The organism is Pseudomonas oryzagri (assembly GCF_020831405.1).
In the GTDB taxonomy this organism is placed as follows: Bacteria; Pseudomonadota; Gammaproteobacteria; order Pseudomonadales; family Pseudomonadaceae; genus Geopseudomonas; species Geopseudomonas oryzagri.
In genome coordinates this window covers 120,230-145,488 of sequence record NZ_JAJHPU010000041.1, presented here as the reverse complement: position 1 = coordinate 145,488, position 25,259 = coordinate 120,230, and the positions used below count along the sequence as shown (strand labels likewise).

Below are 25,259 nucleotides of genomic sequence, written 5' to 3'. Positions count from 1 at the left end.
CCGCACAACCAAGGACGCCGGGCGCTATGCGCCACGGAACCCCTGTGCGGTGATGCGCCAGGCGCGCTGCGCGGCCAGCGCCGGCGACGGCACCAGGGTTTCCGGAGGGCATGCCGGCCAGGCGTCGCCTTTCCAGGTGATGAAATGAAAGTACGGAAACTCGCGCGCGCCGTCGCGCTCGTTGGTCAGGCGCCCCTCGCACCAGGTCCAGCAGGCGGGAAAATCGAAGCCGCCATCCAGCCAGGGCACGCGCGCCCCCGGGGTACTGAACGCCTCGACGAACTCGCTGCAGCGCCGCCACGGATTGCCCAGATCCACCAGCCGGCGCAGGCCCGCCGGCCAGTTCTTGCGGCGGATGAACAGGCGACTGAAGGCGCCCTCGTCGAAGGCGAGGTGCTCGGTCTGCTGGAAAGCCTGCCGCCAGCCCGCCACCTGCATGAACGCCTCGCGCATGCGCGGGGTGTTGCGCAGCAGGCACAGATGGCCGGAAATGCGCCGCGCGTGGGTGGACAACAGGTCGAAACGCGCCAGCCGCTCGGCGGTGAAGTAGGCGCGCAGGTCGCCATAGACCAGATCGATGTCGCTGAAGCCCCAGAAGTCGAAACCGTCGAGGCGATCGGCGTGGATATGCCCCAGCGCCGGCTTGATATCGCAGAGCTTGTACGGGCTCTGCGGCTGGAAGGCGATGCCCAGGCGTTCGCTGACCAGCTGGCAATAGGCGGCGAAGGTCATCGGCTCGATCGTCACGTTGGCCGGCAGATCAGCCGGCACCCCGCAGTCGCTGAAGAACAGCCAGTCGATGTCGGGGTTGTACCGGCAGCTCTCGAGGAAGAACGGCATCCAGAACGGCCAACGGCCGAAATAGGGGATCAGCAGGCGGATACGCGGCGCGGCCATTCAGATGCCCACCTTGAGACGCAGCCGTTCCAGCCAGCCCAGCGGCGGATGCGGGCGCAACGGCGCTTCGAGGGCCTGGGCGATGCGCTGGCCGATCCGCGCGAAGCTGTATTCGCGCTCGACCAGCGCCTTGCCGGCCGCCGCGATGCGCGCCGCCAGCTCGGGCTCGGCGCGCAGCCGGGCCAGCTTGTCGCGCAGTTCGCCGACATCGCGGTAGAGCACTAGGTTGTGCATGTCCACGAAGCCCAAGGCGCGGTTCTCCGCCTCGCCCTGGTCGTAGGCCAGCAATACGCAGCCGCAGGCCATGGCCTCGAAATTCTTGATCATGTACTCGCCCATGCCGACATCGGCGCTGACGAAGAAGCGGATGCGGTTGAGGGTGTTGAGATAGTCGTCCCCGGAGTTGGTGCGGGTCACCACCAGGTTCTCCACGGCGGCCAGTTCGTCCAGCAGCGCCTTGCGCGCGCTGTAGGCGCCGCTCTGGGTGCTGCCGACGAAGGCCAGCTCGATATCCCGCTCGCGGCCCAGGTCGCGCAACAGGGTCTGGTCGTAGCCCTTGGGCACGAAGACCGCGTCGACGCCCTCCTCGCGCAGGCGCTCGGCGACCACCGCGCCCGAGCTGATCACCCGCGCCCAGGGCAGGCGCCGGTAGTGGGCGCTGAACTTGCCGGTGTACTTGCAGGGGATGTAGTTCTGGTAGGCGTCGTGTTCGAGGATCACCAGATTGGGCACGCTGCGGATAAAGGCGACCTGGCGGATCTCCTGCTTGAAGCGCAGGAAGAAGACGATGCGCGCGTAGCGGTCGACGTCCACCGAACGGCGGAAATAACCTTGCAGATCGACCTGCTCATAGCGGTCGAGCCAGCGCAGCTCGCAGTCGCAGTGCGCCGCAATGCCCTCGTACAAGCGGTCGAGAATGACCCGCTGCTCTTTCTGTACCAACAAGAGGACTTTCATGCCGACCCCGTAGTCGAAACCGCCTCGCGATCGCCCGCGCTGCGGTGGATGCTCGTGAAGTTCCCCCGGCGCGACCGGGGCTATCCGTTGACCTGCCAGGTACGCAGCAGCGGCAAGGCCCGGAAGGCCGCCCGCGCCGCCTCGTCGCTGAAGCGCTCGCGCAGCCGGCGCTCCAGCTCAGGGCGATCCGCCCGGACCCGCGCCACCAGTTCGCGCGCCAGCGCCGGCGCATCGCCCAGGGGAAACAATCCGCCCAGGCCCTCGACCACCTCGCGACCGCCTCCGCAGTCCGTGCCGATCAGCGGCACGCCGGCGGCCAGCGCCTCCAGCAGCACCATGCCGAACGGCTCGTGGTCGGAGCTCAGGGCGAACACGTCGAAGGCCTTGAAGTAGCGGCGGCCCTGCGGCACCTGGCCGAGAAAGCGCACCCGATCGGCGACCTCCAGTTCGTTCGCCAGCTGCCTGAGCGACTGCTCCAGGCGCCCGCTGCCCATGATCGCCAGCAGGCTGCCGGCCGGCAGCTGCGGCAGCGCCTGGGCGAAACCGCGGATCAGGGTGGCCTGGTCCTTGTCCGGATGCAGGCGGCCGACGTTGCCGACCACCCAGGCGTCCTGCGGCAGGCCCAGCGCCTCCCGGGCGACAGCACGGGAAACCTGCTCGGCCTGCACCGCGGCGATGTCGATACGGTTGTACAGGGTTTCGATGCGCTGCGCCTCCCAGCCCGGCAACTGGGCGCGCATCTCGTCGCGCACCGCGTTGGACACGCCCAGCAGCAGCAGGCGGGAGCGGAAGCGGTTGATGAACCAGCGGCGCATCGGCCGGCTGTAGACGCCGAAGGCGTGGTGCACGCCGATCACCGGCAGGCGGGTGGCCAGCAGGGCGATGTAGATCGGCTTGAAACGGTGGGCGATGCACAGGCGGAAATCGCGGCCGGCGACGATCTCGCGCAGCCGGCGCATGGCGCCGAGCTTGAGGCCGCGCACGGCCTTGCTGTCGTAGCCGAGGAAGATCACCTCGTCGGAGGCCGAGCCGCGCTCGACCGCGGCGCTCGGTTCACCGGTCAGGTAGACGGTACACACCTTGTAGGACGTGCCCTGGAACAGCGCGGCGTACTGCCGCGCGCAATCCAGGAAGGGGCCGTCGTAGCCGTGGCAGAATTGCAGCACCCACGGCTGGGCGGCGGCCGGCGCCTCAGACGGCGTCATACCAGTCCATCCCGTCCTTCACCACCAGCACGTCTTCCATGATCAGGTAGCGCAGGTCCGAGCCGTAGAACATGTTCAGCGCGTCGGTCGGCGAGCAGACCATCGGCTCGCCGCGGCGGTTGAGCGAGGTGTTCAGCGACACGCCGTTGCCGGTGAGCTTCTCCAGCTCCAGCATCAGCTCGTACCAGCGCGGGTTGTGGCGGCGCTCGAGCACCTGGGCGCGCGAGGTGCCGTCCTCGTGGACCACTTCCGGCACGCGGTCCTTCCACTCCTCGTTGACCTCGAAGGTGAAGGTCATGAACGGGCTCGGATGGTCGACCTTGAGCATCTTGGGCGCCACGGTATCCAGCATCGACGGGCAGAACGGCCTCCAGCGCTCGCGGAACTTGATCTGCTCGTTGATGCGGTCGGCGACGCCGGCCGCGCTCGGGCAGCCGATGATCGAGCGCCCACCGAGGGCGCGCGGGCCGAACTCCATGCGACCCTGGAACCAGGCCACCGGGTTGCCGTCGACCATGACCTTGGCGATGCGTTGGGCGGTGTTGTCGATGCGCTTCCACTTGGGCGCGTTGGGATGACGGGCGCAGGCGGCGATCACGTCCTCGTTGGAGTAGGCGGGGCCGAGGTAGACGTGCTCCATCTTCTCCACCGGCACGCCGCGGGCAACCGACACGTAGGCGGCGGCGCCGACCGCGGTGCCGGCATCGCCCGAGGCCGGCTGGACGAACAGCTCCTTGACCTCGTCGCGGGCGATGATCTTCTGGTTGAGCTTGACGTTCAGCGCGCAGCCGCCGGCAAAGGCGATCTTGCCGGTCTGGCGGATGATGTCGCCCAGGTAGTGGTCCATCATCTCAAGCGCCAGCTTCTCGAACAGCGCCTGCATGCTGGCGGCGTAGTGGATGTAGGGATCGTCGGCGATGTCGCCCTCGCGTTTGGGACCCAGCCACTCGATCAGCTTGGGCGAGAAGTAGTAGCCCTTGCCCTTTTCCTTGTAGCGGCGGAAGCCGATGACGTTGGCGTACTCGGTGTTGATCGTCAGCTCGCCGTTCTCGAACTTGGCCAGCCGCGAGAAATCGTACTTGGCGGCGTCGCCGTAGGGCGCCATGCCCATCACCTTGAACTCGCCGTCGAGCATCTCGAAGCCGAGGTATTCGGTGATCGCGCCGTACAGGCCGCCCAGCGAATCCGGGTCGTAGAATTCCTTGATCTTGTGGATCTTGCCGTTCTCGCCCCAGCCGAAGAAGGTGGTGGCGTACTCGCCCTTGCCGTCGATGCCCAGGATCGCGGTCTTCTCGGTGAAGCCCGAGCAGAGGTAGGCGCTGGCGGCGTGGGCCAGGTGGTGCTCGACCGGCTCGATCTTGACCTTCTTGAGGTCGAAACCGAGCTGCTGCAGGCACCACTGGATGCGCTTCTTGTAGCGGTGATAGCGACGATTGCCGAACAGGATGGCGTCCAGCGCGCGGTCCGGGGCGTAGGCGTAGCGCTTGGCGTACTGCCAGCGCGCCTTGTCGAAGATGCTGATCGGCGCGAAGGGGATGGCCACCACGTCGACGTCTTCCGGCTTGATGCCGGCCTGTTCCAGGCAGAACTTGGCCGACTCGTAGGGCATGCGGTTCTTCGCGTGCTTGTCGCGCACGAAGCGCTCTTCTTCGACGGCGGCGATCAGCTTGCCGTCGATGTACAGCGCGGCGGACGGGTCATGGCTGAGGGCGCCGGAAAGGCCGAGGACGGTCAGAGCCACAGATGTTTCCCTCTATCTATTCAGGGCAGGTGCCGGGCACCTGCGGTAAACGTTCGTCGAGCAACCGGTGCAGGGCCGAGTCGGCCGGCCAGTTGCGCAGAAAACGGGCGCGGTCTTTCGCGTAGGCGCGGGCGAAGCGCCGCGCGCAGCGATGCTGCTGCATGGCGTCGAGGTCGATCAGCGCCCATTGGCCGGCCTGCCAGAGCAGGTTGGTGCCCTTGAGGTCGCCGTGGCTGATGCGCTCGCGGCGCAGGGCGGCGAACAGCCGCTCCAGCGCCTGCAGCTCCGCCTCGGGGGGCGTGCCGTGCACGTGGGCCGCAAAGCGCGTGAGTATATCCTCACCGGCGGCATGTTCGGTAATCAGCCAGGCGCGCCCGCGCAGGCCGAAATGACGACTCTCGCGCATGGCCAGCGGCTGTGGAGTGGCGATGCCGAGAAACGCCAGGCGATTGCCTTCCACCCAGCTGTGCCAGGCGCGGCTCGGTCGCCAGCAGCGCTTGAGCCAGTGGCCGAGTCCCTTGATGTTGTAGCGCTTGATCACCAGCGGCCGGCCGCCCAGTTCGACGCGCGCCACCGTGGCGCTGCCGCCCTTCTTCAGCGCCCGGCCGGCGGCGATGGCGGCGTCGGCCTCGCGCAGCAGCGGCAGCAGCGTCTCGGCCTGCTCGCGGCGGGCGATGCTCAAGCCGTCGCTGTCGCGTTCGGCGCGGAACAGGGTGCAGTCGCGGCCGAGCTTCTTCAGGTAGTCGCCCAGGCGCCAGCGGCGTACCTCGGCGAGCGGCACCTGGAGATCGCGAGCGCTCAGCGCATGAGCCGGGTTGGCCTGCAGATAGGCCGGCAGCAGGCTGTCGATAAAGGGTTCCAGCTCGGCCGGCAACTGGGCGAAGAACACCCCGAGGTTGCGCAGCGCCTGTTCGCGGGCCAGCGGCTGGCCGGCCAGCTGGGCACGGATGCCGCCGCCGTCGATCAGGTACAGCCGGCCGTCACGGCGCAGCAGGTTGTCCAGATGCAGGTCGTCCTGCCACAGGCCGCGGGCGTGCAGGCGGCCGATGGCGGCCAACGCCTCGCCCAGCACCGCGCGCTGCGCGGCGTTCAGCAGGGGCTGCTCGGCCAGCGCCTGCCAGACGCTGCCGAGGCCGACGGCGTTATCGAGGAACTCGAACAGCAGCCAGCCGCCCTCGCCTTCCGCCAGCCCTTCGGCCAGCAGCTGAGGGGTATCCAGCTGCTGTTCGTGCAGCAGCTGAGGGGTATCCAGCTGCTGTTCGTGCAGCAGGCGCGCGCCTTCCAGCTCGCGGGCATGCTGGCGCCGCGCCTTGGCGCCGACCAGCAGCTTGGCCAGCACGCGGCGGCCCTGCCATTCGGCCTCGCCGACGTAGCGCTGCCCGGGCAGCACGCGCAGCAGGCTGAGCAGACGCAGCTCACCATTCGGCAGGGCGATGCTCAGCGGTAGCGCCGGGGCGCGTCCGGCGGCGGCCAGTTGGCCGAGGCGCAGGCTCATTCGCGGCCCTCGAAGAAGGCGAGGATCTTGCGCAGGCGACGCTTGTCGGCGGCCGCCAGGCGCTCGCGGCCGGCGTACTGCAGGTAGAAGCGCAGCCGGCGGGTGCGCGACAGGTGGTACTTGGCCACCTTGTCCAGGCAGGCGAGGTCCTTGATCTCCCGGTAGCGCAGCAGCGGCCCCCACCAGAAGCTGCCGGTCGGGCAGTCGATCAGGTACAGCTCGCCGGCCGGGTTCACCAGGAGGTTGCGCCACTTGAGATCGTTGTGGGCGAAGCCGTGGCGGTGCATGCGCCGCGTCGCCTCGGCCAGCTGGCCGCCGACCTTGTCCAGCCAGTCGCGCCGCTGCAGGCGCGGGTCGTGCTGGCGCGCCAGGGCGGCGAGGTCCTCGGTGCCGACCAGCTCGGCGGTGATCAGGGCGCCGCGCCGGAAGCGACCGAAACGGCGCTCCAGGCCCCAGCCGACCACCGGCGCGGCCGGGATGCCCCAAGCGGCGAACAGGTGCAGGTTCTGCCACTCGGCCTCGACCCGCGGGCGGCCCAGCCAGCGGCGCAGCCCCTTGCCGGCGCCCCAGTACTGCTTGACGTAGTAGCGCTGGCCGGCCACCTCGACGCGCAGCACCTTGGACATCTGATCGCCGGCGATCCACTCGCCTTCCAGCGCGAACACCCGGTCGAGATCGGCGAAGGCCTCGCGCGCCGGCGCGGGCAGCTCGGCCGCCAGCTGCCAGCCGCTCAAGCCGAGGCTCCCGGGGCGTACTTGCGCAGGTAACGCGCGTGCAGGCGGGCCGCCTTGCGCTCCAGCCAGGCCAGCAGGCGCGCCTCGTCGCGCACTACCTCGCGCAGCGGGCGGCGGAAGTAGCTCTTGAGAAAACGCAGGACGTCGCGGCGGGTCAGGCCGATCTCCAGCGCCGAGAAGTACAGGGCAGCCAGGTCCTTGTCGCGCCAGCGGCGCGGCACCGCGCTGCGGGTCTGCGCGCGATGCAGGTCGATCACCGACAGGCGGAAGTCGTCCGCCGTCACCGCCTTGTCCGTGTGCAGCAGGAAGTGGCAGATGTAGCAGTCGCGGTGGTTGACCCCGGCGCGGTGCATGCCGCCGACCATCTCGGCGACCCGCTGGATCAGCGCGCGCTTGAGGCGCGGCGCCGGCGGATTGCGCGGCCAGTCGCGACTGAAGTCCTCGAGGCTGACGGTCGGCGCCAGTTCCTCGGTGACGATGAAGGAGTGCTGCGCGGCGGGATTGGCGCCGCGCTCGCCGAAGGCCACCGCGGTCATGGTCGGCACGCCGACCTCGGTCAGGCGGCGAATCGCCGTCCACTCCTGGCCCGCGCCGAGCACCGGCGCCCTGGCGCTGAGCAGGTTCTTGGCGATCTCGCCCCAGCCGATGCCGCGGTGGATCTTCACGAAGTAGCCACGCCCGGCCACCTCGGTGCGCAGGGTGCGACGGCCCTCCAGCTCGCGGTAGACCTGGCCCTGCAGCTTCTCCACCTCGGCGAAGGCGTCCTTGTCCCGCCACAGGCTCTGGAAGGGTTCGGCGAGGATCAGGCGCATGGCGTGCCTTCCGTAGGGTGGACAACGGCGCAGCCTTGTCCACCGTTGGCTCGGCGCAGCATCGCCGGTGGATAAACGCTGCGCGTGTTATCCCCCCTACGGAGCGAATCGCGAATCCGGCTCATGCACCCTCCCCGAGGATCACGTCGGCCGCCTTCTGCGGCATCGAATAGAGATCGGCGCTGTCGGCGAAGGCCAGTCCATTGGCGCCCCAGCGCGCACGGGCGGCCGGGTCGGCGAGCATCTCGGCCAGCGTGCGGTTGAGGCGCTCCTGGTCGAACGGACTCGCCAGCACGCGGCCGCAGTCAGCCTCGGCGATGTAGTGGGCGTAGCCGCAGACGTCGGTGACCAGCACCGGCAGGCCGGACACCAGCGCCTCGAGCAGCACGGTGCCGGTGTTCTCGTTGTAGGCCGGGTGGATCAGCAGGTCGGCGCCGAGCAGAAAGCGCGGGATGTCGCTGCGTCCCTTGAGGATCTGCACCTGCTCGGAAAGGCCGAGCGCCTTGACCTGCAGCAGGAACGGCTTGGGGTCGTCCTGGCCGATGGCGATCAGCCGGGTGCGCTTCTTCAGCTCGCGCGGCAACGCGGCCAGCGCCCGCAGGCTGCGGTCGAGGCCCTTGGTCTTGAAGCCCGAGCCGATCTGCACCGCCAGCAGGTCGTCCTCGCCCAACTGGAATTCGCGGCGGAACTCGGCGCGAATCTCCGCGGCGTTGGCCGGCGCGCGGCGATCCTGGGCAATGCCCGGCGGCAGCAGGTGGAAGCGCCTGGCCGGGGTGGCGTAGTGCTTGACGAACAGCGGCTGCTGCACCTCGGAGATCATCAGGATCTCGGTATTGGAGTCGGCGGCGAACACCGCGCGCTCGTAGGCGGCAAAGTGCTTGTAGCGCTTGCCGAAGCGGTACAGCGGGTTGCGCAGGGTCTGCGCCTTGTCCTCGTAGCAGCCGTCGGCGGCGTAGTAGACGTCCAGGCCCGGCATCTTGTTGAAGCCGATCACCCGGTCGACGGGATCGCGGGCCAGGTCGGCGGCCAGCCAGGCGCTGAACTTCTCGTTGCGATTGTGATTGAAGAAGGCCTTGATCGGCGCCACGCGCACGTCGAAGCCGGCCGGCACCTCGCCCTCCCAGATCGGCGTGTAGACGCGGATGGCGTGGCCGCGCCGCTGGCACTCCAGGGCGATGCGCAGGAAGTCGCGCTGCAGGCCGCCGAAGGGGAAGTACTTGTAGAGCACGAAGGCCAGTTGCATCAGGCGATTCTCGCAGGCAGCAGGGCCGCCAGTTCGGCGGCGACCCGCGCAGGGTTCAGGCGGGTGAAGCACAGCGGCTGCTCGCTGGCCAGGTCGAAGCGCTGGCGATCCTCGGCCGTCGGCTGGTAGGCGCAGGTCTTCTTCAGACAGGGCGCGCAGGGGAAGTCGCTGGCCAGGTGGACCTGGCCGCGGCCGTAGGCGCCGGTGAAGCCCGGATTGGTCGGGCCGTACAGGGAGATGGTCGGCACGTCCAGCGCGGCGGCCAGATGGCCGAGGCCGGTGTCCACCGCCACGCAGGCGCGGGCGCCGGCCAGCTCGGCGGCGACGCCGGCCAGATTCAGTTTCGGCAACACCGTGACATGGGCGAGACCGGCGGCGATGCGCTCGGCACGCGCCTTCTCGTGCGCATTGCCCCACGGCAGGCGGATCGCCCAGCCCTGGACGCCGAGCAGCTCGGCCAGTTCGCGCCAGTAGCGCTCCGGCCAGTGCTTGGTGGTCCAGGTGGTGCCGTGCAGCAGCAGCAGGTAGGGTTCGTCGCGGCGACCGGCGAGCAGGCGCTGGCGGTCGAGGGCGTAGTCGCCGCCGCCGGCGGGCAGTTCATAACCGAGCGCCTGGGCGAACAGCTGGCGCACGCGCTCCACCGCGTGTACGCCCCAGGGCACGGTGCAGCCGCGATCGTAGAAGCGGCTGGCCAGCGGCTCGCGGGCACTGGCGCGATCCAGGCCGGCGACCGGGCCGCGCGCGTAGCGGGTGAGCCAGGCGCTCTTCACCAGGCCTTGGGCGTCGAGCACCAGGTCGTAGTCGCGCTCGGCGAGGCAAGCCTTGAAGCGCTGCCATTCGCCACTGCGGATGGTGCTCCACAGGTTCTTGCGCCAGCGGCGCAGGGCCACCGGAATGACCCGCTCGACCGCCGGGTGCCAGGTGGGAATCTCGGCGAAACCCTCCTCCACCACCCAGTCGAAGCGGATGCCGGGAATCGCGCGCATGGCGTCGGTGAGCGCCGGCAGGGTGTGGATGACGTCGCCCAGCGACGACGTCTTGATCAGCAGGACACGCACTCAGTGCTCCAACGGCAGCGGATCGGCCAGCGGCTCGCCGGCCAGGCGCTGCAGGGCGTCCAGCACCGGCTGCGGACGCAGGTCACGCAGGCAGTTGTAGTGACCGTAACGGCAGGTGCGCTCGAAGCACGGGCTGCAGTCCAGGCCGAGGCGGATGATCTCCACCTGGTCGGCCAGCGGCGGGGTGAACTGCGGCGAGGTGGAGCCGTACACCGCCACCAGCGGGCGGTCCAGCGCCGCGGCCACGTGCATCAGGCCGGAGTCGTTGGCCACCACCGCGGATGCGCAGGACATCAGGTCGATGGCCTCGGCCAGACTGGTCTCGCCGGCCAGGTTGACCGTCTCTTCCTGCAGGCCGGGGATCAGCTCCTCGCGGATCGACTCGCCGACCGGATGGTCGTTCTTCGAGCCGAACAGCCAGACCTGCCAGCCGGCGCGGATCTTGGCGTCGGCCACCGCGGCGTAGTGCTCGGCCGGCCAGCGCTTGGCCTCGCCGAACTCGGCGCCGGGGCACAGCGCCAGCACCGGACGGTCCAGCTCGAGGCCGAACTTGGCCAGCGCGGCAGCGCGGCTGGCCGGATCGATGGCGAGTTGCGGTCGCGGATAGGGTTCGGGGAGCGCCACGCCCGGCTCGAAGGCCAGCGCCATGAAGCGCTCGATCATCAGCGGGTAGCGTTCCTTGTCCAGCTTGCGCACATCGTTGAGCAGCCCGTAGCGCAGCTCGCCGACCCAGCCGGTGCGCTTGGGGATACCGGCGAAGAACGGCACCAGCGCGGATTTCAGCGAGTTGGGCAGCAGGATCGCCTGGTCGTACTGGCCGGCCAGCGACTTGCCGATGCGGCGGCGGCCGGCGAGGTCGAGCACGCCGTGGCCGAACGGGAAGCTCAGCGCGGCGCGTACCTCGGGCATGCGCTCGAGGATCGGCCGGCTCCACTCCGGGGCCAGCACGTCGATGGCACAGTCGGGATGGCGCTGCTTCAGGCACTGGAACAGCGTCTGCGCCATCACCATGTCGCCCACCCAGCTGGGGCCGATGATCAGGATATTCATAGAAAAGCCGGTAGCAGGAAGTCGTAGGGTGGGTCAGCCGCGACAGCGGCGCAACCCACCAGGGATGCCGCAGGCATCCGCTGGCGGATCCACCACTTGCCGGCCCGACGGGCCGGATGGTGGGTTACGGCCCGCGGCCTGCCCCACCCTACGCCTTCCCGGGTCGCGCTTACTTGACCAGGGTGCGCCATTCGGCGTGGGCGGCGGTCTTGCCGGTGACCAGGTCGAAGTAGGCCTTCTGCAGCTTCTCGGTGACCGGGCCACGGCGGCCGGCGCCGATCTGGCGGCCGTCCAGTTCGCGGATCGGGGTCACTTCGGCAGCGGTGCCGGTGAAGAAGGCCTCGTCGGCGATGTACACCTCGTCGCGGGTGATGCGCTTCTCGACGATCTCGACGCCCAGCTCGCGCGCCAGGGTCAGCACGGTGTTGCGGGTGATGCCGTTCAGGCAGGCGGTCACCTCGGGGGTGTAGATCACGCCGTCCTTGACGATGAACACGTTCTCGCCCGAACCCTCGGCCACGTAGCCTTCCGGATCCAGCAGCAGGGCCTCGTCGGCGCCGGCGGACACGGCTTCCTGCAGGGCCAGCATCGAGTTGATGTAGTGACCGCTGGCCTTGGCGCGGGTCATCGAGATGTTCACGTGGTGGCGGGTGAACGAGCTGGTGCGGATCTTGATGCCGCGTTCCAGGGCTTCCTCGCCCATGTAGGCGCCCCAGTGCCAGGCGGCGACGACCACGTGCACCTTCAGGTTGTCGGCGCGGATGCCCATGCCTTCCGAGCCGTAGAAGGCCAGCGGACGGATGTAGGCGCTTTCCAGGCCGTTCTCGCGCACCGCGGCGCGGGTGGCTTCGTTGATCTGTTCCTTGGTGAAGGGGATCTTCATGCCCATGATGTGGGCGGAGTCGAACAGGCGGTCGGTGTGCGCCTGCAGACGGAAGATCGCGGTGCCATCCGGAGTGTTGTAGGCGCGCACGCCCTCGAACACGCCCATGCCGTAGTGCAGGGAGTGGGTCAGTACGTGGGTGTTGGCTTCGCGCCACTGCACCAGTTCGCCGTCATACCAGATAACGCCATCACGATCGGCCATCGACATAATTTTGCCAGCTCCTTCAAGAATTCGGGATTGTCGGGGCGCCTCAGGCCAGCCCCAGCTCGCGCCAGATCCGCATCACGCCGTGGCGTTCCTCGTGGAAGTGGTCTCCGCTCACGCTGCCGGCCTGCTTTTGCAAGGCCAGGCGGTGGGCGGCTGCGCGATAGGCCTTGTAGGCCTCCTGCAGGAGTCGGACGTCGGAGCTCGCGATCAGGCCAGCCCGCTCCAGCCCTTCCAGAATGCGGATGTTGTCGGTGAAACGCAGCAGTTCAGGGTACTGCTGCGACCAGGCGAGAACGGCATATTGCACCATAAATTCGATATCGACGATACCACCGGCGTCGTGCTTGAGATCGAAGGTTGCCGCCTGCGCGAAGGCCTCGGCGGCGGTGCCGCCGGCGGTGGATTTGCTGCCCAGGTTGTCGCGCATCTTGGCGCGCATCTCGCTCACCTCGGTACGCAATGCGGCCTGGTCGCGGCCACGGCCGAGCACGCCGGCGCGGATCGCCTCGAAGCGCGTGCCGACCTCATTGGAGCCGGCCAGCACGCGGGCGCGCACCAGCGCCTGGTGCTCCCAGGTCCAGGCCTCGTTCTGCTGGTAGCGCTCGAAGGCCGACAGCGAGCTGGCCAGCAGGCCCGCCGCGCCGGACGGACGCAGGCGCATGTCGACCTCGTAGAGCGCGCCGGAAGCGGTCTGCGCGGTGAGCAGGTGGATGAGGCGCTGGCCCAGGCGGGTATAGAACTGGATGCTGTCGATCGGCTTGGCGCCGTCGGTCTCGCTCTGCTGGTCGCCGTTGTGGATGAACACCAGGTCGAGGTCCGAGCTGTGGCCCAGCTCGATGCCGCCGACCTTGCCGTAGCCGACGATGACGAACTCCGGCTCGCTGACGCTGCTGCCGTCGGCGCGGCGCGGGTAGCCATGCTTGAGGCCGACCTGGCGCCAGGCCAGCTGCAGTACCTGTTCGAGAATCGCCTCGGCCAGCCAGGTCAGGTAGTCGCTGACCTTCATCAGCGGCAGGCTGCCGGCGATCTCCGAGGCGGCCACGCGCAGGCCGTGGGCCAGCTTGAAGTGGCGCAGCGCCTCCATCTGCTGCTCGAGGTCGTCCTCGGGGATGCGGGTGAGGCGCTCGCGCAGCTCGGCGGCCAGCTCGTCCTTGCCCGGCGGGCTGTACAGGCGGCCCTCGTTGAGCAGCTCGTCGAGCAGCAGCGGGAAGCGGGCGATCTGCTCGGCGACCCAGGGGCTGGCCGCGCACAGGGTGAGCAGACGATCCAGGGCGCCGGGATTCTCGCTGAGCAGCACCAGGTAGGCCGAGCGCCGCGCCACCGCCTCGACCAGCGGCAGCACACGGTCGAGCAACAGGTCGGGCTTGCCGTGGGCGACCATCGCGGCGAGCAGGCGCGGCATGAAGGCGTCCAGCCGCTCGCGGCCCAGGCGCTGCATGGCGCGCACCTGCGAGCCGTGCTGCAGGCCGTCGAGGCGCTGCCAGGCACTGGCGGCGTCGGCGAAGCCGGCCTCGCTCAGCTGATGCTGGGCCACCGCCGGCTCCAGGGCGCCCTGCCAGAGTGGCAGCCACTCGTCGCCGACGCCGCTCACGCTGGCGCCGGCCTCCTCGTCGGGATCGGCGATCACCTGACGGAAGTGCCAGTCGATGCGCCCGCGCCAGTGCGCCAGCTGGTCGAGCAGCGCGTTCCAGCCATCGAAGCCCATGATGAAGGCGACCCGCGCACGCTCCAGCTCGCCGTCGGGGAGCATCTGCGTCTGCCGGTCGGCGATGGCCTGCAGGGCGTGCTCCAGGTAGCGCAGGAAGCGGTAGCCGTCCTTCAGCTCGGCCACCACCGGCGCCGGCAGGTAGCCCTGGCCGACCAGGGTGTCGAGCACGCCGAGCAGCGGCCGCTGCTGCAGGCTGAGGTCGCGGCCGCCGTGGATCAGCTGGAAGGCCTGGGCGATGAACTCCACCTCGCGGATGCCGCCGGCGCCGAGCTTGATGTTCTCGGCCATGCCCTTGCGGCGCACTTCCTGCTGGATCAGCTGCTTCATGGTGCGCAGCGCCTCGATCGCCGAGAAGTCGAGGTAGCGACGATAGACGAAGGGCCGCAGCATCTGCTGCAGGCGCTCGCCGGCGGCCTGGTCGCCGGCCACCACGCGCGCCTTGATCATCGCGTAGCGTTCCCAGTCGCGGCCCTGATCCTGGTAGTACTGCTCCATGGCATTGAAGCTGTACACCAGCGGACCGCCGGAGCCGTAGGGGCGCAGGCGCATGTCGACGCGGAACACGAAGCCGTCGACGGTGACGGCGTCCAGCGCCTTGATCAGCTTCTGGCCCAGGCGGGTGAAGAACTCCTGGTTGTCCAGCGTGCGGCGTACGCCCTCGGTCTCGCCGCCTTCCGGGAAGGCGAAGATCAGGTCGATGTCCGAGGACAGGTTGAGCTCGTGGGCGCCGAGCTTGCCCATGCCGAGGATCACCAGGTGCTGGGCCTCGCCGCTGCGCCGGCCGATCGGCGTGCCGGACTGCGCGCAGAGCTGCGCGTACAGCCACTGGTAGGCCAGGTCGATGCAGGCGTCGGCGAGGTCGGACAGGTCGCGGCAGGTCTCGGTCAGGTCGGCCACGCGGTTGACGTCGCGCCAGATGATCCGGCTCTGCTGGCGATTGCGGAAGCGGCGCAGGCGACGGGCCAGTTCCTCCTCGCTGTCGCAGCCCTCGAGCGCCGCGGCCAGCTGGTCGCGCAGCTCGCCGGCGGCCAGACGGCGCTCCAGCTCGCCGCTGGCCGCCAGCTCGAGGAACATCTGCGGCGCGCGCGCGGCCTGCTCGGCGACGAAATCGCTGGCGCCGAAGACGCGCTCCAGCGCCTGCCGGCGCTCCGCCGGCCAGGCCGCCAGGGCCTGCTGGCCGGCCTCGTCGAGACACGCCTGGAAGGTCTGCCGGGCATGTGCAACCAGGCCGTGGAGTTCCGCGGGCAGGGCAGTCAGGGAGGGGAGGCTCATGGTCTATCCTTTAACGCGCCGCGACGGCCACTTGCCCGTCGCCGACAGCTGTAGTTTTGCTACGAAACATTGAGAACGGGGGCTGTATTTACCATCGATATGTAGTAAAACTACAAAGCATCGGGTGACCCCCGGTGAGGCCGGCGCCGCAACAGCGCCCGCCCGACAAGCACAACATTCGCGGCGGCCGCCCACAAAGCCGGCCCCCTTAATATGGCAACCGATTCTGGAAGCCTTTCCGCCCTGGAGCAAGCCATGCAAGATCTCGATCCCGTCGAAACCCAGGAATGGCTGGACGCCCTGGAGTCCGTCCTCGATCGTGAAGGTGAAAACCGCGCCCACTACCTGCTGACCCGCATGGGTGAGCTGGCCTCGCGCACGGGCACCCAGCTGCCCTACGCCATCACCACGCCGTATCGCAACACCATCCCGGTCACCCATGAAGCCCGCATGCCGGGCGACCTGTTCATGGAGCGGCGCATCCGTTCGCTGATCCGCTGGAACGCCCTGGCCACCGTGATGCGCGCGAACAAGAAGGATCCGGACCTCGGCGGCCACATCTCCACCTTCGCCTCCAGCGCGACCCTGTACGACATCGGCTTCAACTACTTCTTCAAGGCACCGACCGAAGAACACGGCGGCGACCTGATCTACTTCCAGGGCCACGCCTCCCCCGGCGTCTACGCCCGCGCCTTCCTCGAAGGCCGTATCAGCGAAGACCAGCTGAACAACTTCCGCCAGGAGGTGGACGGCAAGGGCCTGTCCTCCTACCCGCACCCGTGGCTGATGCCGGACTTCTGGCAGTTCCCCACCGTATCGATGGGCCTGGGTCCGATCCAGGCGATCTACCAGGCACGCTTCATGAAGTACCTGGAGCACCGCGGCTTCATTCCGGCCGGCAAGCAGAAGGTCTGGTGCTTCCTCGGCGACGGCGAGACCGACGAGCCGGAATCCCTGGGCGCCATCGCCCTGGCCGGCCGCGAGAAGCTCGACAACCTGATCTTCGTGGTCAACTGCAACCTGCAGCGTCTGGACGGCCCGGTGCGCGGCAACGGCAAGATCATCCAGGAACTGGAAGGCGTGTTCCGCGGCGCCGACTGGAACGTGGTCAAGGTCATCTGGGGTCGCCTGTGGGACCCGCTGTTCGCCAAGGACACCGCCGGCCTGCTGCAAAAGCGCATGGACGAGGTAGTCGACGGCGAGTACCAGAACTACAAGGCCAACAACGGCGCCTTCGTCCGCGAGCACTTCTTCGGTGCCCGTCCGGAGCTGCTGGAGATGGTCAAGGACATGTCCGACGACGAGATCTGGGCGCTCAACCGCGGCGGCCACGATCCGTTCAAGGTCTACGCGGCCTACCACGAGGCGGTCAACCACACCGGCCAACCGACCGTGGTGCTGGCCAAGACCATCAAGGGCTACGGCACTGGCTCCGGCCAGGCGCAGAACATCACCCACAACGTCAAGAAGGTCGACCTGGAGAGCCTCAAGGCGTTCCGCGACCGCTTCGGCGTGCCGATCCCGGACGACAAGCTCGAAGAGCTGCCGTTCTACAAGCCGGAAGCCGACAGCCCGGAAATGAAGTACCTGCTGAAGAGCCGCGAGAAGCTGGGCGGCTTCGTGCCGCAGCGCCGCAGCAAGAGCTTCAGCATCCCGACCCCGCCGTTGGAGACCCTAAAGGCCATCCTCGACGGCACCGGCGATCGCGAAATCTCCACCACCATGGCCTTCGTGCGCATCCTCTCGCAGCTGGTCAAGGACAAGGATCTGGGCTCGCGTATCGTGCCGATCATCCCGGACGAGGCGCGCACCTTCGGCATGGAAGGCATGTTCCGCCAGCTCGGCATCTACTCCTCGGTCGGCCAGCTGTACCAGCCGGTGGACAAGGATCAGGTGATGTTCTACCGCGAGGACAAGAAGGGCCAGATCCTCGAGGAAGGCATCAACGAGGCGGGCGCCATGTCTAGCTGGATCGCCGCGGCGACCGCCTACAGCAACCACAACCAGCCAATGCTGCCGTTCTACGTGTTCTACTCGATGTTCGGCTTCCAGCGCATCGGCGACCTGGCCTGGGCCGCCGGCGACAGCCGTGCGCGCGGCTTCCTGATCGGCGGCACCGCCGGTCGCACCACCCTGAACGGCGAAGGCCTGCAGCACGAGGACGGTCACAGCCACATCCTGGCCTCGACCATCCCCAACTGCCGCACCTACGACCCGACCTATGCCTACGAGATGGCGGTGATCATCCGCGAAGGCATCCGCCAGATGAGCGAAGAACAGCAGAACGTGTTCTTCTACCTGACCGCGATGAACGAGGCCTACGCCCAGCCGGCCATGCCCGAAGGCGTCGAGGAAGGCATCATCAAGGGCATGTACCTGCTCGAGGAAGACAAGCGCGACGCCGCCTGCCACGTGCAGCTGCTCGGCTCGGGCACCATCCTGCGCGAGGTGCGCGAGGCCGCGAAGATCCTCCGCGAGTCCTACAACATCGGCGCCGACGTGTGGAGCGTCACCAGCTTCAACGAACTGCGCCGCGACGGCCTGGCCGTGGAACGCCGCAACCGCCTGCATCCGGAGCAGAAGCCCGAGCTGACCTACGTCGAGCAGTGCCTGGGTGGCCGCCGCGGTCCGGTGGTCGCCTCCACCGACTACATGAAGCTGTTCGCCGACCAGATCCGTCAGTGGGTCCCGGTCAAGGAGTACAAGGTGCTCGGCACCGACGGCTTCGGCCGCAGCGACAGCCGCAAGAAGCTGCGCCACTTCTTCGAAGTGGACCGTTACTGGGTGGTGTTGACCACGCTGGAAGCGCTCGCCGACCGCGGCGAGATCGACCGCACCGTGATTGCCGAGGCGATCGCCAAGTTCGGCATCGACACCAACAAAGCCAACCCGCTGGACTGCTGAGGAGCGAGCCATGAGTGAACTGATTCGCGTACCCGATATCGGCAGTGGCGAAGGCGAAGTCATCGAGCTGCTGGTCAAGGTCGGCGACCGTATCGAGGCCGACCAGAGCCTGCTGACCCTGGAGTCCGACAAGGCCAGCATGGAAGTCCCGGCGCCCAAGGCCGGGGTGATCAAGAGCCTGAAGATCAAGCTGGGCGACAAGCTGAAGACCGGCGACGAACTGCTCGAGCTGGACGCCGAGGGCGCCGCTACGCCGGCGCCGGCCCCGGTGGACGAGGCCCCGCCCATCCCCGCTCCCTCCCCCGCGCCGCAGGGCGAGCCCGCCCCCGCGCCGGCCGCCGCTCCGGCGCCGGCTGGCGAGAGCCTGCAGGAGGTGCACGTACCGGACATCGGCTCGGCCGGCAAGGCGCGCATCATCGAGGTGCTGGTCAAGGCCGGCGACAGCGTCGCCGCCGACCAGTCGCTGATCGTCCTCGAGTCGGACAAGGCGAGCATGGAAATCCCCTGCCCGCAGGCCGGCGTGGTCGACAGCGTGGCCGTCAACCTCAACGACGAGGTCGGCACCGGCGCACTGATCCTCACCCTGCGCGTGGCCGGCGCCGCTCCGGCCCCCGTCGCCGCGCCTGCCCCGTCGGCGCCGGCTGCCGCCCCCGCGCCTGCCGCTGCCGCCCCGGCGGAGCCGGCCCAGGTGCCGGCTCCGGTCGGTGCGCCGACCCGCAACGGCGACAAGGTGCACGCCGGTCCCGCGGTGCGCATGCTGGCCCGCGAGTTCGGCGTCAACCTCGCCGAAGTCCCGGCCACCGGTCCGAAAGGCCGAATCCTCAAGGAAGACGTGCAGGCCTACGTCAAGACGATGATGCAGAAGGCCAAGGCCGCGCCGGAAGGCGCTACCGGCGGCGCCGGCATCCCGCCGATCCCCGAGGTCGACTTCAGCAAGTTCGGCGAGATCGAGGAAGTGGCGATGACCCGCCTGATGCAGGTCGGCGCCGCCAACCTGCATCGCAGCTGGCTCAACGTGCCGCACGTGACCCAGTTCGAGTCGGCCGACATCAGCGAGCTGGAAGCCTTCCGCGTGGCGCAGAAGGGCGCGGCCGAGAAGGCCGGCGTCAAGCTGACCGTGCTGCCGTTCCTGCTCAAGGCCTGTGCCCACGTGCTGCGCGAGCTGCCGGACTTCAACAGCTCGCTCGCCCCCAGCGGCAAGGCGCTGATCCGCAAGAAGTACGTGCACATCGGCTTCGCCGTGGACACCCCGGACGGCCTGCTGGTGCCGGTGATCAGGAACGTCGACCAGAAGAGCCTGCTGCAGCTGTCCGCCGAGGCCGCCGAACTGGCGGAGAAGGCGCGCACCAAGAAGCTCTCCGTGGACGACATGCAGGGCGCCTGCTTCACCATCTCCAGCCTCGGCCACATCGGCGGCACCGGCTTCACGCCGATCGTCAACGCGCCGGAGGTGGCGATCCTCGGCGTGTCCAAGGCGAGCATGCAGCCGGTGTGGGACGGCAAGGCCTTCCAGCCCAAGCTGATGCTGCCGCTGTCGCTGTCCTACGACCACCGGGTGATCAACGGCGCCGCCGCCGCTCGCTTCACCCGTCGCCTGGCCGACCTGCTGGCGGAGATCCGCTCGCTGCTGCTGTAAGCCGCGAACGTCCGCCACAAACAGAAACCCCGCCGATTGGCGGGGTTTCTGTTTTGGGGGTCCGGCGATCCTGCGCGACAGCGGCAGCCTCGGTGGGATCAGCCTCTCTGCAGATCGCGGATCAGGTAGCTGAAGGCCTTGGCCAGCTCCTCCATGCCGGCGTGGTCGCGCACCAGGGTGAACAGCGGCGAGCCGTCCTTGGGGCTGAGCACCTGGCAGGACGGCCCGCGGGTCGGGCAGTCGTAGCGCACGAAGGGATCGACGCCGTACAGCTCCAGCGGCCGGTTGTGGACCTCCATGCGGCTGCCGTCGGCGCTGCGGATCTCCTCGCGCACGTTCAGCCGGCCCTCGCCGAGGATGCTCAGCTGGTAGAGCAGGTCGCTGGCCTGGGTCTCGCCGACCCGATAACCGGCGCGCAGGGAATAGCTCTCGAGCAGGCGGTTGCAGTGCTCGAGCAGCGCCTTGCGCGACGACTGCCGGGGATAGAGGCGCTTGAGTTCGGCGAGGTAGCGCTCGTGGTCGGCGCTGCTCAGACTACTGATCGGCGCGCTGGCCTGGCTGCCGCCGGCCTCGCTGCCCTGCTCGCTCTGGCTCTCTTCGTTGCCAGTCGCCTCGGCAGCCGCGGTCGCCGGCAGTGCGGCGCCCAGCAGCGCCAGCAACAGGCCGCGGCGCAGCCGCTGCATGAATCCTGATTGCATGATCCTTACCTTTGTGTCTACACGTTAACAATGGCTTCAGCATAATCCAGCCGGCGCAACCGCGCGCAGCGAAGCGTTGCCCAGTGTTAACAGGATGTAACCGGTCAGGCCAAGCCCGACTATCGTAAAAACGCCGGCGGCGACGGTTGCAGCGTCCGCCCGACCCAGGCAAGTTACCAGATTGCGATCGCCATTATCGGGAGACACGCCATGGTCCTGCGCTCACAGATTCTCGCCCACAAGCTCGAGCTGCCCAGCGCCGAGCAGGCCCTGCCGGGGCGCGCGACGCCGCTGCCGGTGCCGGCGCACCACGCGGTCAATGGCAATCCGTTGTCGCCGCCCTTTCCCGCCGGTCTGGAGGAAGTGCAGTTCGGTCTCGGCTGCTTCTGGGGCGCCGAACGGCGCCTGTGGCAGCAGCCGGGCGTGTGGGTGACCGCGGCGGGCTACGCCGGCGGCTACACCGCCAATCCCACTTACGAGGAGGTGTGCTCCGGGCTGACCGGCCACACCGAGGTGGTGCGGGTGGTCTACGACCCGCGCGAGACCAGCTTCGCCGCGCTGCTCAAGGTGTTCTGGGAGGCCCACGACCCCACCCAGGGGATGCGCCAGGGCAACGATGTCGGCACCCAGTACCGCTCGGCGATCTACTGCTCGACGGCCGCGCAGCTGGACGCGGCGCAAGCCAGTGCCGCCGCCTTCGCCGCCGAACTGGCCCGCGCCGGCTACGGCCCGGTCACCACCGAGATCCGCCCGGCGCCGCCGTTCTATTACGCCGAGGCCTACCACCAGCAGTATCTGGCCAAGAATCCCGGCGGTTACTGCGGCCTGCGCGGCACCGGCGTGTGCCTGCCGGAGTAGCCAGACGCGCTCGCCGGCGGCGAGCGCACGGCCCGGCCGGCTAGTGCGGCTGGCCGGGCGGCCGACGTCGGCCGGTGACCATCGACAGCGGCAGGTTCTCCTTCAGCCGCCAGCTTTCCAGCAGCGCGGCGAAGATGTGCAAGAGGACCAGGGCGAACAGACCGTTGGCCAGCCACTCGTGGATCTGCAGCGGCAGGTCCTCGCCCCAGAAGTAGTCGACCTCCTCCATCAGGAAGCCGGTGACGCCGAGGCCGAGCATGGCCAGCATCATCAGGATCATCACCAGGGCACCCAGCGGCGAGTGCCCCAGGCGATGGAAGGGCAGGCCGGCCCGCAGCGCCCGACAATGGGCAGCGAGGCGCGCCCGGGTCGGCCAGAAGTCCGCCCAGCGCGCCGCCGGCGTGCCAACGAACCCCCACACCAGACGCACGCCCAGCCAGGCCGCGGCGTAGTAGCCGAGCCAGCGGTGCCAGCCCTCGCCCGCCTCGGTGAACAGGTAGTTGGCGAAGAAGGCGCCGGCCAGGGACCAGTGGAACAGCCGCACCACCGGGTCCCACAGGCGCAGGCTCTGCGCGGGCACGCTCATCGCATCACTTCTCGATGTTTTCCTTGACCGGCTTGCCGCTGACCGGGTCGAAGTAGATCTCGACCTTGCGCTTGTCCTTGTCGTAGCCGTAGATCTCGTAGCAGTTGCCGTCGGTGACCTTGAACTTCTTGATCTGGTAGCCCTGCGCCTTGAGGTTGTCCTGGAAGGCGGCCTGATCCTGCCATTGCGCCTTGTCGGCGGTGGTGCACTCGGTCTTGGCGAAGGCCAGCGGGCTGGCGATGGCCAGGGACAGCAGCAGCAGTTTTTTCATGAGGAAGGCCTCGTGGGTGTCGATGGGGACATTCTGCACAGCGCAGATTAACTATTGCTTAAAGTCGCCCATTCGTCCCGGCGATCACCCGCGCGGCCCGTCGCTCGCCTCAACCGGCCGCGCGCTCCTCGATCAGCCAGTCCAGGCGCCAGCCGCCCTGGCTCTGCGCGAGCTGCATCGCCAGGTACGGCAGCAGCTCGCGCAGCTCGTCCTCCAGCGGCCATGGCGGATTGGCGATGACCAGGCCCGAGCCGTTGAGCCCGGCCGGATTGTCGGTGGGGTGCACCCACAGCTCGGCGCGCAGCAGCTTGGGCGCGCCGCTCTTGGCGAGATCCTGGTAGAAGCGCTTGAGCTGGCGTGCGTCCTTGATCGGATACCAGATCGCCACCACCGCCTGGCGCATGCGCGCGATGGCGGTGGCCAGCGACTCGGCGCAGCGCTCCAGCTCGTCGGCCTGCTCGAACGGCGGGTCGATCAGCAGCAGGGCGCGCTTCTCGGCCACCGGCAGCAGCGCCTTGGCCAGGTGCCAACCCTCGCCGAGGTGCACGGTGACCCGGCGGTCGCCGGCCATGTTGTCCTTGAGCAGGCGACCGTCCTCGGGGTGCTTCTCGTTGAGCAGCACGCGGTCCTGGGCACGGGTCAGGCGGCGGGCGATCTCCGGCGAGCCGGGGTAGTAGCGCAGACCGCTGTCCGGGTTGAGCGCGGCGACGGTCGCGCAATAGTCGTCCAGCAGCGCCGGCAGGTCGTCGCGTCCCCACAGGCGGGCGATGCCCTGCAGCCACTCGCCGGTCTTGCCGGCCTGCTCGCCGGCCAGGTCGTAGAGACCGACGCCGGCGTGGCTGTCGAGATAGGCGAAGGGTTTGTCCTTGCGCGCCATGAGGGCGAGCAGGCGGCAGAGGACGGCATGCTTGAGCACGTCGGCATGGTTGCCGGCGTGGAAGGCGTGGCGATAGTTCATCGGCGGGGGGTTCCGGGGAAACGCGGCGACGGCACGGACAGGCGGGGCGGCAGCCCCGCCACGGACCGGGCAGTTTACCAGCTGCGCGGCCGCCATCGGCAATCCGCCAGGCCGCCGGCCGCACCGGGCGCGGGCGGCACCAGGATCATTCGCCCGGCCGTGCGCGCCCGCCGCTCGCCGGCAGCCGGTCGGATATTTTTTGACCACAAGGTAAATCAACAGGTTAGAATCAGCTGGCATGTTCAGTGCATGAATTTGCCATGCCGTCAACCCATCTCCACGGAGGAGCCCTTGGATCATCACGCAGCCGTCAACAGCCTGTTCTTCGTCGGCGCCCTGCTGGTCGGCGTGAGCATCCTGGTCAGCGCCTTCTCGGCGCGCATCGGCATTCCCGTGCTGGTCATTTTCCTCGCCGTGGGCATGGCCGCCGGCGTGGACGGCATCGGCGGCATCGTCTTCAACGACTACTCCACGGCCTACCTGGTCGGCAACCTGGCGCTGGCGGTGATCCTGCTCGACGGCGGCATGCGCACCCGGGTCGCCACCTTCCGCGTCGCCCTGTGGCCGGCACTGTCGCTGGCCACCGTCGGCGTGCTGATCACCGCCGGCCTGACCGGCCTGGCCGCCGCCTGGCTGTTCGACCTCAAGCCGCTGGAAGGCCTGTTGATCGGCGCCATCGTCGGCTCCACCGATGCCGCCGTGGTGTTCAATCTGCTCAACGGCAAGGGCCTCAACGAGCGGGTCGGCTCGACCCTGGAGATCGAATCGGGCAGCAACGACCCGATGGCGATGTTCCTCACCGTGACCCTGATCGGAATGCTCGCCTCCGGCCAGACCAGCTTCGGCTGGGGCGTGCTGGGCAGCCTGATCCAGCAGTTCGGCATCGGCATCTTCCTCGGCCTGAGCGGCGGCTGGCTGCTGCTGCAGCTGGTCAATCGCCTGTCGGTGGCTGACGGCCTCTACCCGCTGCTGACGGTCAGCGGCGGCATCATGATCTACGCCTTCGCCGGGGAAATCGGCGGCAGCGGCATCCTCGCCGTGTACGTCTGCGGCCTGATGCTGGGCAACCGGCCGATCCGCAACCGCCACGGCATCCTGCACATGTTCGACGGCCTGGCCTGGCTCAGCCAGATCGGCATGTTCCTGGTCCTCGGCCTGCTGCTCACCCCCAGCGAGCTGCTGCCGATCGCCCTGCCGGCGCTGGGCCTGTCGCTGTGGATGATCCTGTTCGCCCGCCCGCTGTCGGTGTTCGTCGGCCTGGCACCGTTTCGCGCCTTCCACTTCCGCGACCGCCTGTTCATCTCCTGGATCGGCCTGCGCGGCGCGGTGCCGGTGATCCTCGCGGTGTTCCCGCTGGTCGCCGGCCTGCCCAACGCCCAGCTGTTCTTCAACGTCGCCTTCTTCATCGTCCTGGTCTCGCTGGTGCTGCAGGGCAGCAGCCTCGGCTGGGCGGCGCGCATGACCCGCGTCGAGGTGCCACCGGCGCCGATGCCGATCTCCCGCGCGGGCCTCGAGGTCCACCCGACCAGCCAGTGGGAACTGTTCGTCTACCGGCTGCGCGCCGACCGCTGGTGCGTCGGCGCCCCGCTGCGCGAGCTGAAGATGCCCGACGGCACGCGCATCGCCGCCCTGTTCCGCGGCCACGAGCTGCTCCACCCGAGCGGCAGCACGCGCCTCGACGCCGGCGACATCCTCTGTGTGATCGGCCACGAGAAGGACCTGCCGGCCCTCGGCAAACTGTTCAGCGAGCCGCCCAAGCGCGGCCAGGACCTGCGCTTCTTCGGCGATTTCGTCCTCGAGGGCGACGCCGAGCTGGGCCCGGTGGCCGCGCTCTACGGCCTCAAGCTGGACGGTGCCGACGGCCACCAGCAGCTCGGTCCGTTCATCGCCCACCTGGTCGGCGGTGAACCGGTGGTCGGCGACCATGTCGAATGGGCGGGCCGCACCTGGACGGTGGCGCAGATGGAAGGCAACCGCATCCGCAAGGTCGGCCTCAAGCTCCCGGGTGGTCGCGGCGGTCCGGCGTTCATCCTGTAGCACGCCGCAGCCCACATTCCCGATCAGCGTGCCTTGCCGGCTCTCC

At 68.8% G+C, this 25,259-nt stretch carries 20 protein-coding genes; 4 read left to right on the top strand and 16 right to left on the bottom strand.

Annotation, left to right across the window (positions count from 1 at the left end; genetic code table 11):
* Window positions 1–24: 24 nt before the first annotated feature.
* The 12 genes from LMJ29_RS14770 to glnE form a co-directional block, all read right to left on the bottom strand.
* A complete protein-coding gene (locus LMJ29_RS14770; protein ID WP_229606275.1) occupies window positions 25–897 on the bottom strand; it encodes a DUF6625 family protein in 873 nt (290 codons plus the stop codon).
* The gene (locus LMJ29_RS14765) at window positions 898–1,854 is read right to left on the bottom strand and encodes a glycosyltransferase family protein (protein ID WP_229606274.1); all 957 of its coding nucleotides are present in this window, start codon (window positions 1,852–1,854) and stop codon (window positions 898–900) included.
* An 80-nt stretch (window positions 1,855–1,934) separates the two neighbouring features.
* On the bottom strand, window positions 1,935–3,059 hold the full coding sequence (locus tag LMJ29_RS14760; protein WP_229606273.1) for a glycosyltransferase: 1,125 nt from the start codon (window positions 3,057–3,059) through the stop codon (window positions 1,935–1,937).
* Complete coding sequence (locus LMJ29_RS14755) at window positions 3,046–4,800, bottom strand: carbamoyltransferase family protein (protein WP_229606272.1); 1,755 nt, start codon at window positions 4,798–4,800, stop codon at window positions 3,046–3,048. Before LMJ29_RS14755 ends, LMJ29_RS14760 begins: the two co-directional genes overlap by 14 nt.
* Window positions 4,801–4,816: 16 nt before the next feature.
* Window positions 4,817–6,289 carry a lipopolysaccharide kinase InaA family protein gene (locus tag LMJ29_RS14750; protein ID WP_229606340.1) on the bottom strand — a complete coding sequence of 491 codons (1,473 nt, stop codon included), beginning with the start codon at window positions 6,287–6,289 and terminating at the stop codon, window positions 4,817–4,819.
* A 2-nt stretch (window positions 6,290–6,291) separates the two neighbouring features.
* Window positions 6,292–7,029: a lipopolysaccharide kinase InaA family protein gene (locus tag LMJ29_RS14745; protein ID WP_229606271.1), complete on the bottom strand. Its 738-nt coding sequence runs from the start codon at window positions 7,027–7,029 to the stop codon at window positions 6,292–6,294.
* Window positions 7,026–7,841, bottom strand: coding sequence for a lipopolysaccharide core heptose(I) kinase RfaP (gene rfaP / locus LMJ29_RS14740; RefSeq protein WP_229606270.1), 816 nt, complete (start codon window positions 7,839–7,841; stop codon window positions 7,026–7,028). Before rfaP ends, LMJ29_RS14745 begins: the two co-directional genes overlap by 4 nt.
* 121 nt (window positions 7,842–7,962) lie before the next feature.
* Entirely contained in the window at window positions 7,963–9,084 is a 1,122-nt protein-coding gene (locus LMJ29_RS14735; RefSeq protein WP_229606269.1) for a glycosyltransferase family 4 protein, read from the bottom strand.
* Window positions 9,084–10,142 (bottom strand): lipopolysaccharide heptosyltransferase I, encoded by a 1,059-nt coding sequence (gene waaC, locus LMJ29_RS14730; RefSeq protein ID WP_229606268.1) that lies wholly within the window; start codon window positions 10,140–10,142, stop codon window positions 9,084–9,086. The genes LMJ29_RS14735 and waaC overlap by 1 nt, the downstream gene beginning before the upstream one ends.
* Window positions 10,143–11,192, bottom strand: a complete 1,050-nt coding sequence (gene waaF / locus LMJ29_RS14725; RefSeq protein WP_229606267.1) for a lipopolysaccharide heptosyltransferase II — start codon at window positions 11,190–11,192, stop codon at window positions 10,143–10,145.
* A gap of 169 nt (window positions 11,193–11,361) precedes the next feature.
* Window positions 11,362–12,285, bottom strand: a complete 924-nt coding sequence (locus LMJ29_RS14720) for a branched-chain amino acid transaminase (RefSeq protein ID WP_229606266.1) — start codon at window positions 12,283–12,285, stop codon at window positions 11,362–11,364.
* Between the two features lie 43 nt (window positions 12,286–12,328).
* The gene (gene glnE / locus LMJ29_RS14715) at window positions 12,329–15,265 is read right to left on the bottom strand and encodes a bifunctional [glutamate--ammonia ligase]-adenylyl-L-tyrosine phosphorylase/[glutamate--ammonia-ligase] adenylyltransferase (protein ID WP_229606265.1); all 2,937 of its coding nucleotides are present in this window, start codon (window positions 15,263–15,265) and stop codon (window positions 12,329–12,331) included.
* Window positions 15,266–15,520: 255 nt separating this feature from the next.
* Between glnE and aceE the strand changes: the two genes are divergently transcribed.
* Window positions 15,521–18,169: a pyruvate dehydrogenase (acetyl-transferring), homodimeric type gene (aceE, locus tag LMJ29_RS14710; protein WP_229606264.1), complete on the top strand. Its 2,649-nt coding sequence runs from the start codon at window positions 15,521–15,523 to the stop codon at window positions 18,167–18,169.
* 10 nt (window positions 18,170–18,179) lie between these two features.
* Window positions 18,180–19,805 (top strand): dihydrolipoyllysine-residue acetyltransferase, encoded by a 1,626-nt coding sequence (gene aceF / locus LMJ29_RS14705; protein WP_229606263.1) that lies wholly within the window; start codon window positions 18,180–18,182, stop codon window positions 19,803–19,805.
* Between the two features lie 98 nt (window positions 19,806–19,903).
* Here aceF and LMJ29_RS14700 read toward each other — a convergent pair whose 3' ends face one another.
* A complete protein-coding gene (locus LMJ29_RS14700) occupies window positions 19,904–20,503 on the bottom strand; it encodes a hypothetical protein (protein ID WP_229606262.1) in 600 nt (199 codons plus the stop codon).
* Window positions 20,504–20,713: 210 nt separating this feature from the next.
* Between LMJ29_RS14700 and msrA the strand changes: the two genes are divergently transcribed.
* Window positions 20,714–21,361, top strand: a complete 648-nt coding sequence (msrA, locus tag LMJ29_RS14695) for a peptide-methionine (S)-S-oxide reductase MsrA (protein ID WP_229606261.1) — start codon at window positions 20,714–20,716, stop codon at window positions 21,359–21,361.
* 40 nt (window positions 21,362–21,401) lie between these two features.
* On the opposite strand, the gene LMJ29_RS14690 is transcribed toward msrA, so the two are convergent.
* The 3 genes from LMJ29_RS14690 to LMJ29_RS14680 all read right to left on the bottom strand — a co-directional run bounded on the left by LMJ29_RS14690 (window position 21,402) and on the right by LMJ29_RS14680 (window position 23,176).
* Window positions 21,402–21,941 carry a cytochrome b/b6 domain-containing protein gene (locus LMJ29_RS14690; RefSeq protein WP_229606339.1) on the bottom strand — a complete coding sequence of 180 codons (540 nt, stop codon included), beginning with the start codon at window positions 21,939–21,941 and terminating at the stop codon, window positions 21,402–21,404.
* A gap of 10 nt (window positions 21,942–21,951) precedes the next feature.
* The gene (locus LMJ29_RS14685; protein WP_229606260.1) at window positions 21,952–22,218 is read right to left on the bottom strand and encodes a PepSY domain-containing protein; all 267 of its coding nucleotides are present in this window, start codon (window positions 22,216–22,218) and stop codon (window positions 21,952–21,954) included.
* Window positions 22,219–22,327: 109 nt separating this feature from the next.
* Entirely contained in the window at window positions 22,328–23,176 is an 849-nt protein-coding gene (locus tag LMJ29_RS14680) for a 23S rRNA (adenine(2030)-N(6))-methyltransferase RlmJ (protein ID WP_229606259.1), read from the bottom strand.
* Window positions 23,177–23,467: 291 nt separating this feature from the next.
* Here LMJ29_RS14680 and LMJ29_RS14675 point away from each other — a divergent pair, with 291 nt between their 5' ends.
* On the top strand, window positions 23,468–25,213 hold the full coding sequence (locus LMJ29_RS14675; RefSeq protein WP_229606258.1) for a potassium/proton antiporter: 1,746 nt from the start codon (window positions 23,468–23,470) through the stop codon (window positions 25,211–25,213).
* Window positions 25,214–25,259: the final 46 nt, after the last annotated feature.

Coding starts and splice junctions, on each gene's coding strand:
- waaF (WP_229606267.1), bottom strand. CDS start 11,192: ATGAATATCCTGATCATCGGCCCCAGCTGGGTGGGCGACATGGTGATG.
- LMJ29_RS14765 (WP_229606274.1), bottom strand. CDS start 1,854: ATGAAAGTCCTCTTGTTGGTACAGAAAGAGCAGCGGGTCATTCTCGAC.
- LMJ29_RS14685 (WP_229606260.1), bottom strand. CDS start 22,218: ATGAAAAAACTGCTGCTGCTGTCCCTGGCCATCGCCAGCCCGCTGGCC.
- LMJ29_RS14700 (WP_229606262.1), bottom strand. CDS start 20,503: ATGCAATCAGGATTCATGCAGCGGCTGCGCCGCGGCCTGTTGCTGGCG.
- aceE (WP_229606264.1), top strand. CDS start 15,521: ATGCAAGATCTCGATCCCGTCGAAACCCAGGAATGGCTGGACGCCCTG.
- LMJ29_RS14770 (WP_229606275.1), bottom strand. CDS start 897: ATGGCCGCGCCGCGTATCCGCCTGCTGATCCCCTATTTCGGCCGTTGG.
- rfaP (WP_229606270.1), bottom strand. CDS start 7,841: ATGCGCCTGATCCTCGCCGAACCCTTCCAGAGCCTGTGGCGGGACAAG.
- msrA (WP_229606261.1), top strand. CDS start 20,714: ATGGTCCTGCGCTCACAGATTCTCGCCCACAAGCTCGAGCTGCCCAGC.
- aceF (WP_229606263.1), top strand. CDS start 18,180: ATGAGTGAACTGATTCGCGTACCCGATATCGGCAGTGGCGAAGGCGAA.
- LMJ29_RS14720 (WP_229606266.1), bottom strand. CDS start 12,285: ATGTCGATGGCCGATCGTGATGGCGTTATCTGGTATGACGGCGAACTG.
- LMJ29_RS14735 (WP_229606269.1), bottom strand. CDS start 9,084: ATGCAACTGGCCTTCGTGCTCTACAAGTACTTCCCCTTCGGCGGCCTG.
- glnE (WP_229606265.1), bottom strand. CDS start 15,265: ATGAGCCTCCCCTCCCTGACTGCCCTGCCCGCGGAACTCCACGGCCTG.
- LMJ29_RS14680 (WP_229606259.1), bottom strand. CDS start 23,176: ATGAACTATCGCCACGCCTTCCACGCCGGCAACCATGCCGACGTGCTC.
- LMJ29_RS14760 (WP_229606273.1), bottom strand. CDS start 3,059: ATGACGCCGTCTGAGGCGCCGGCCGCCGCCCAGCCGTGGGTGCTGCAA.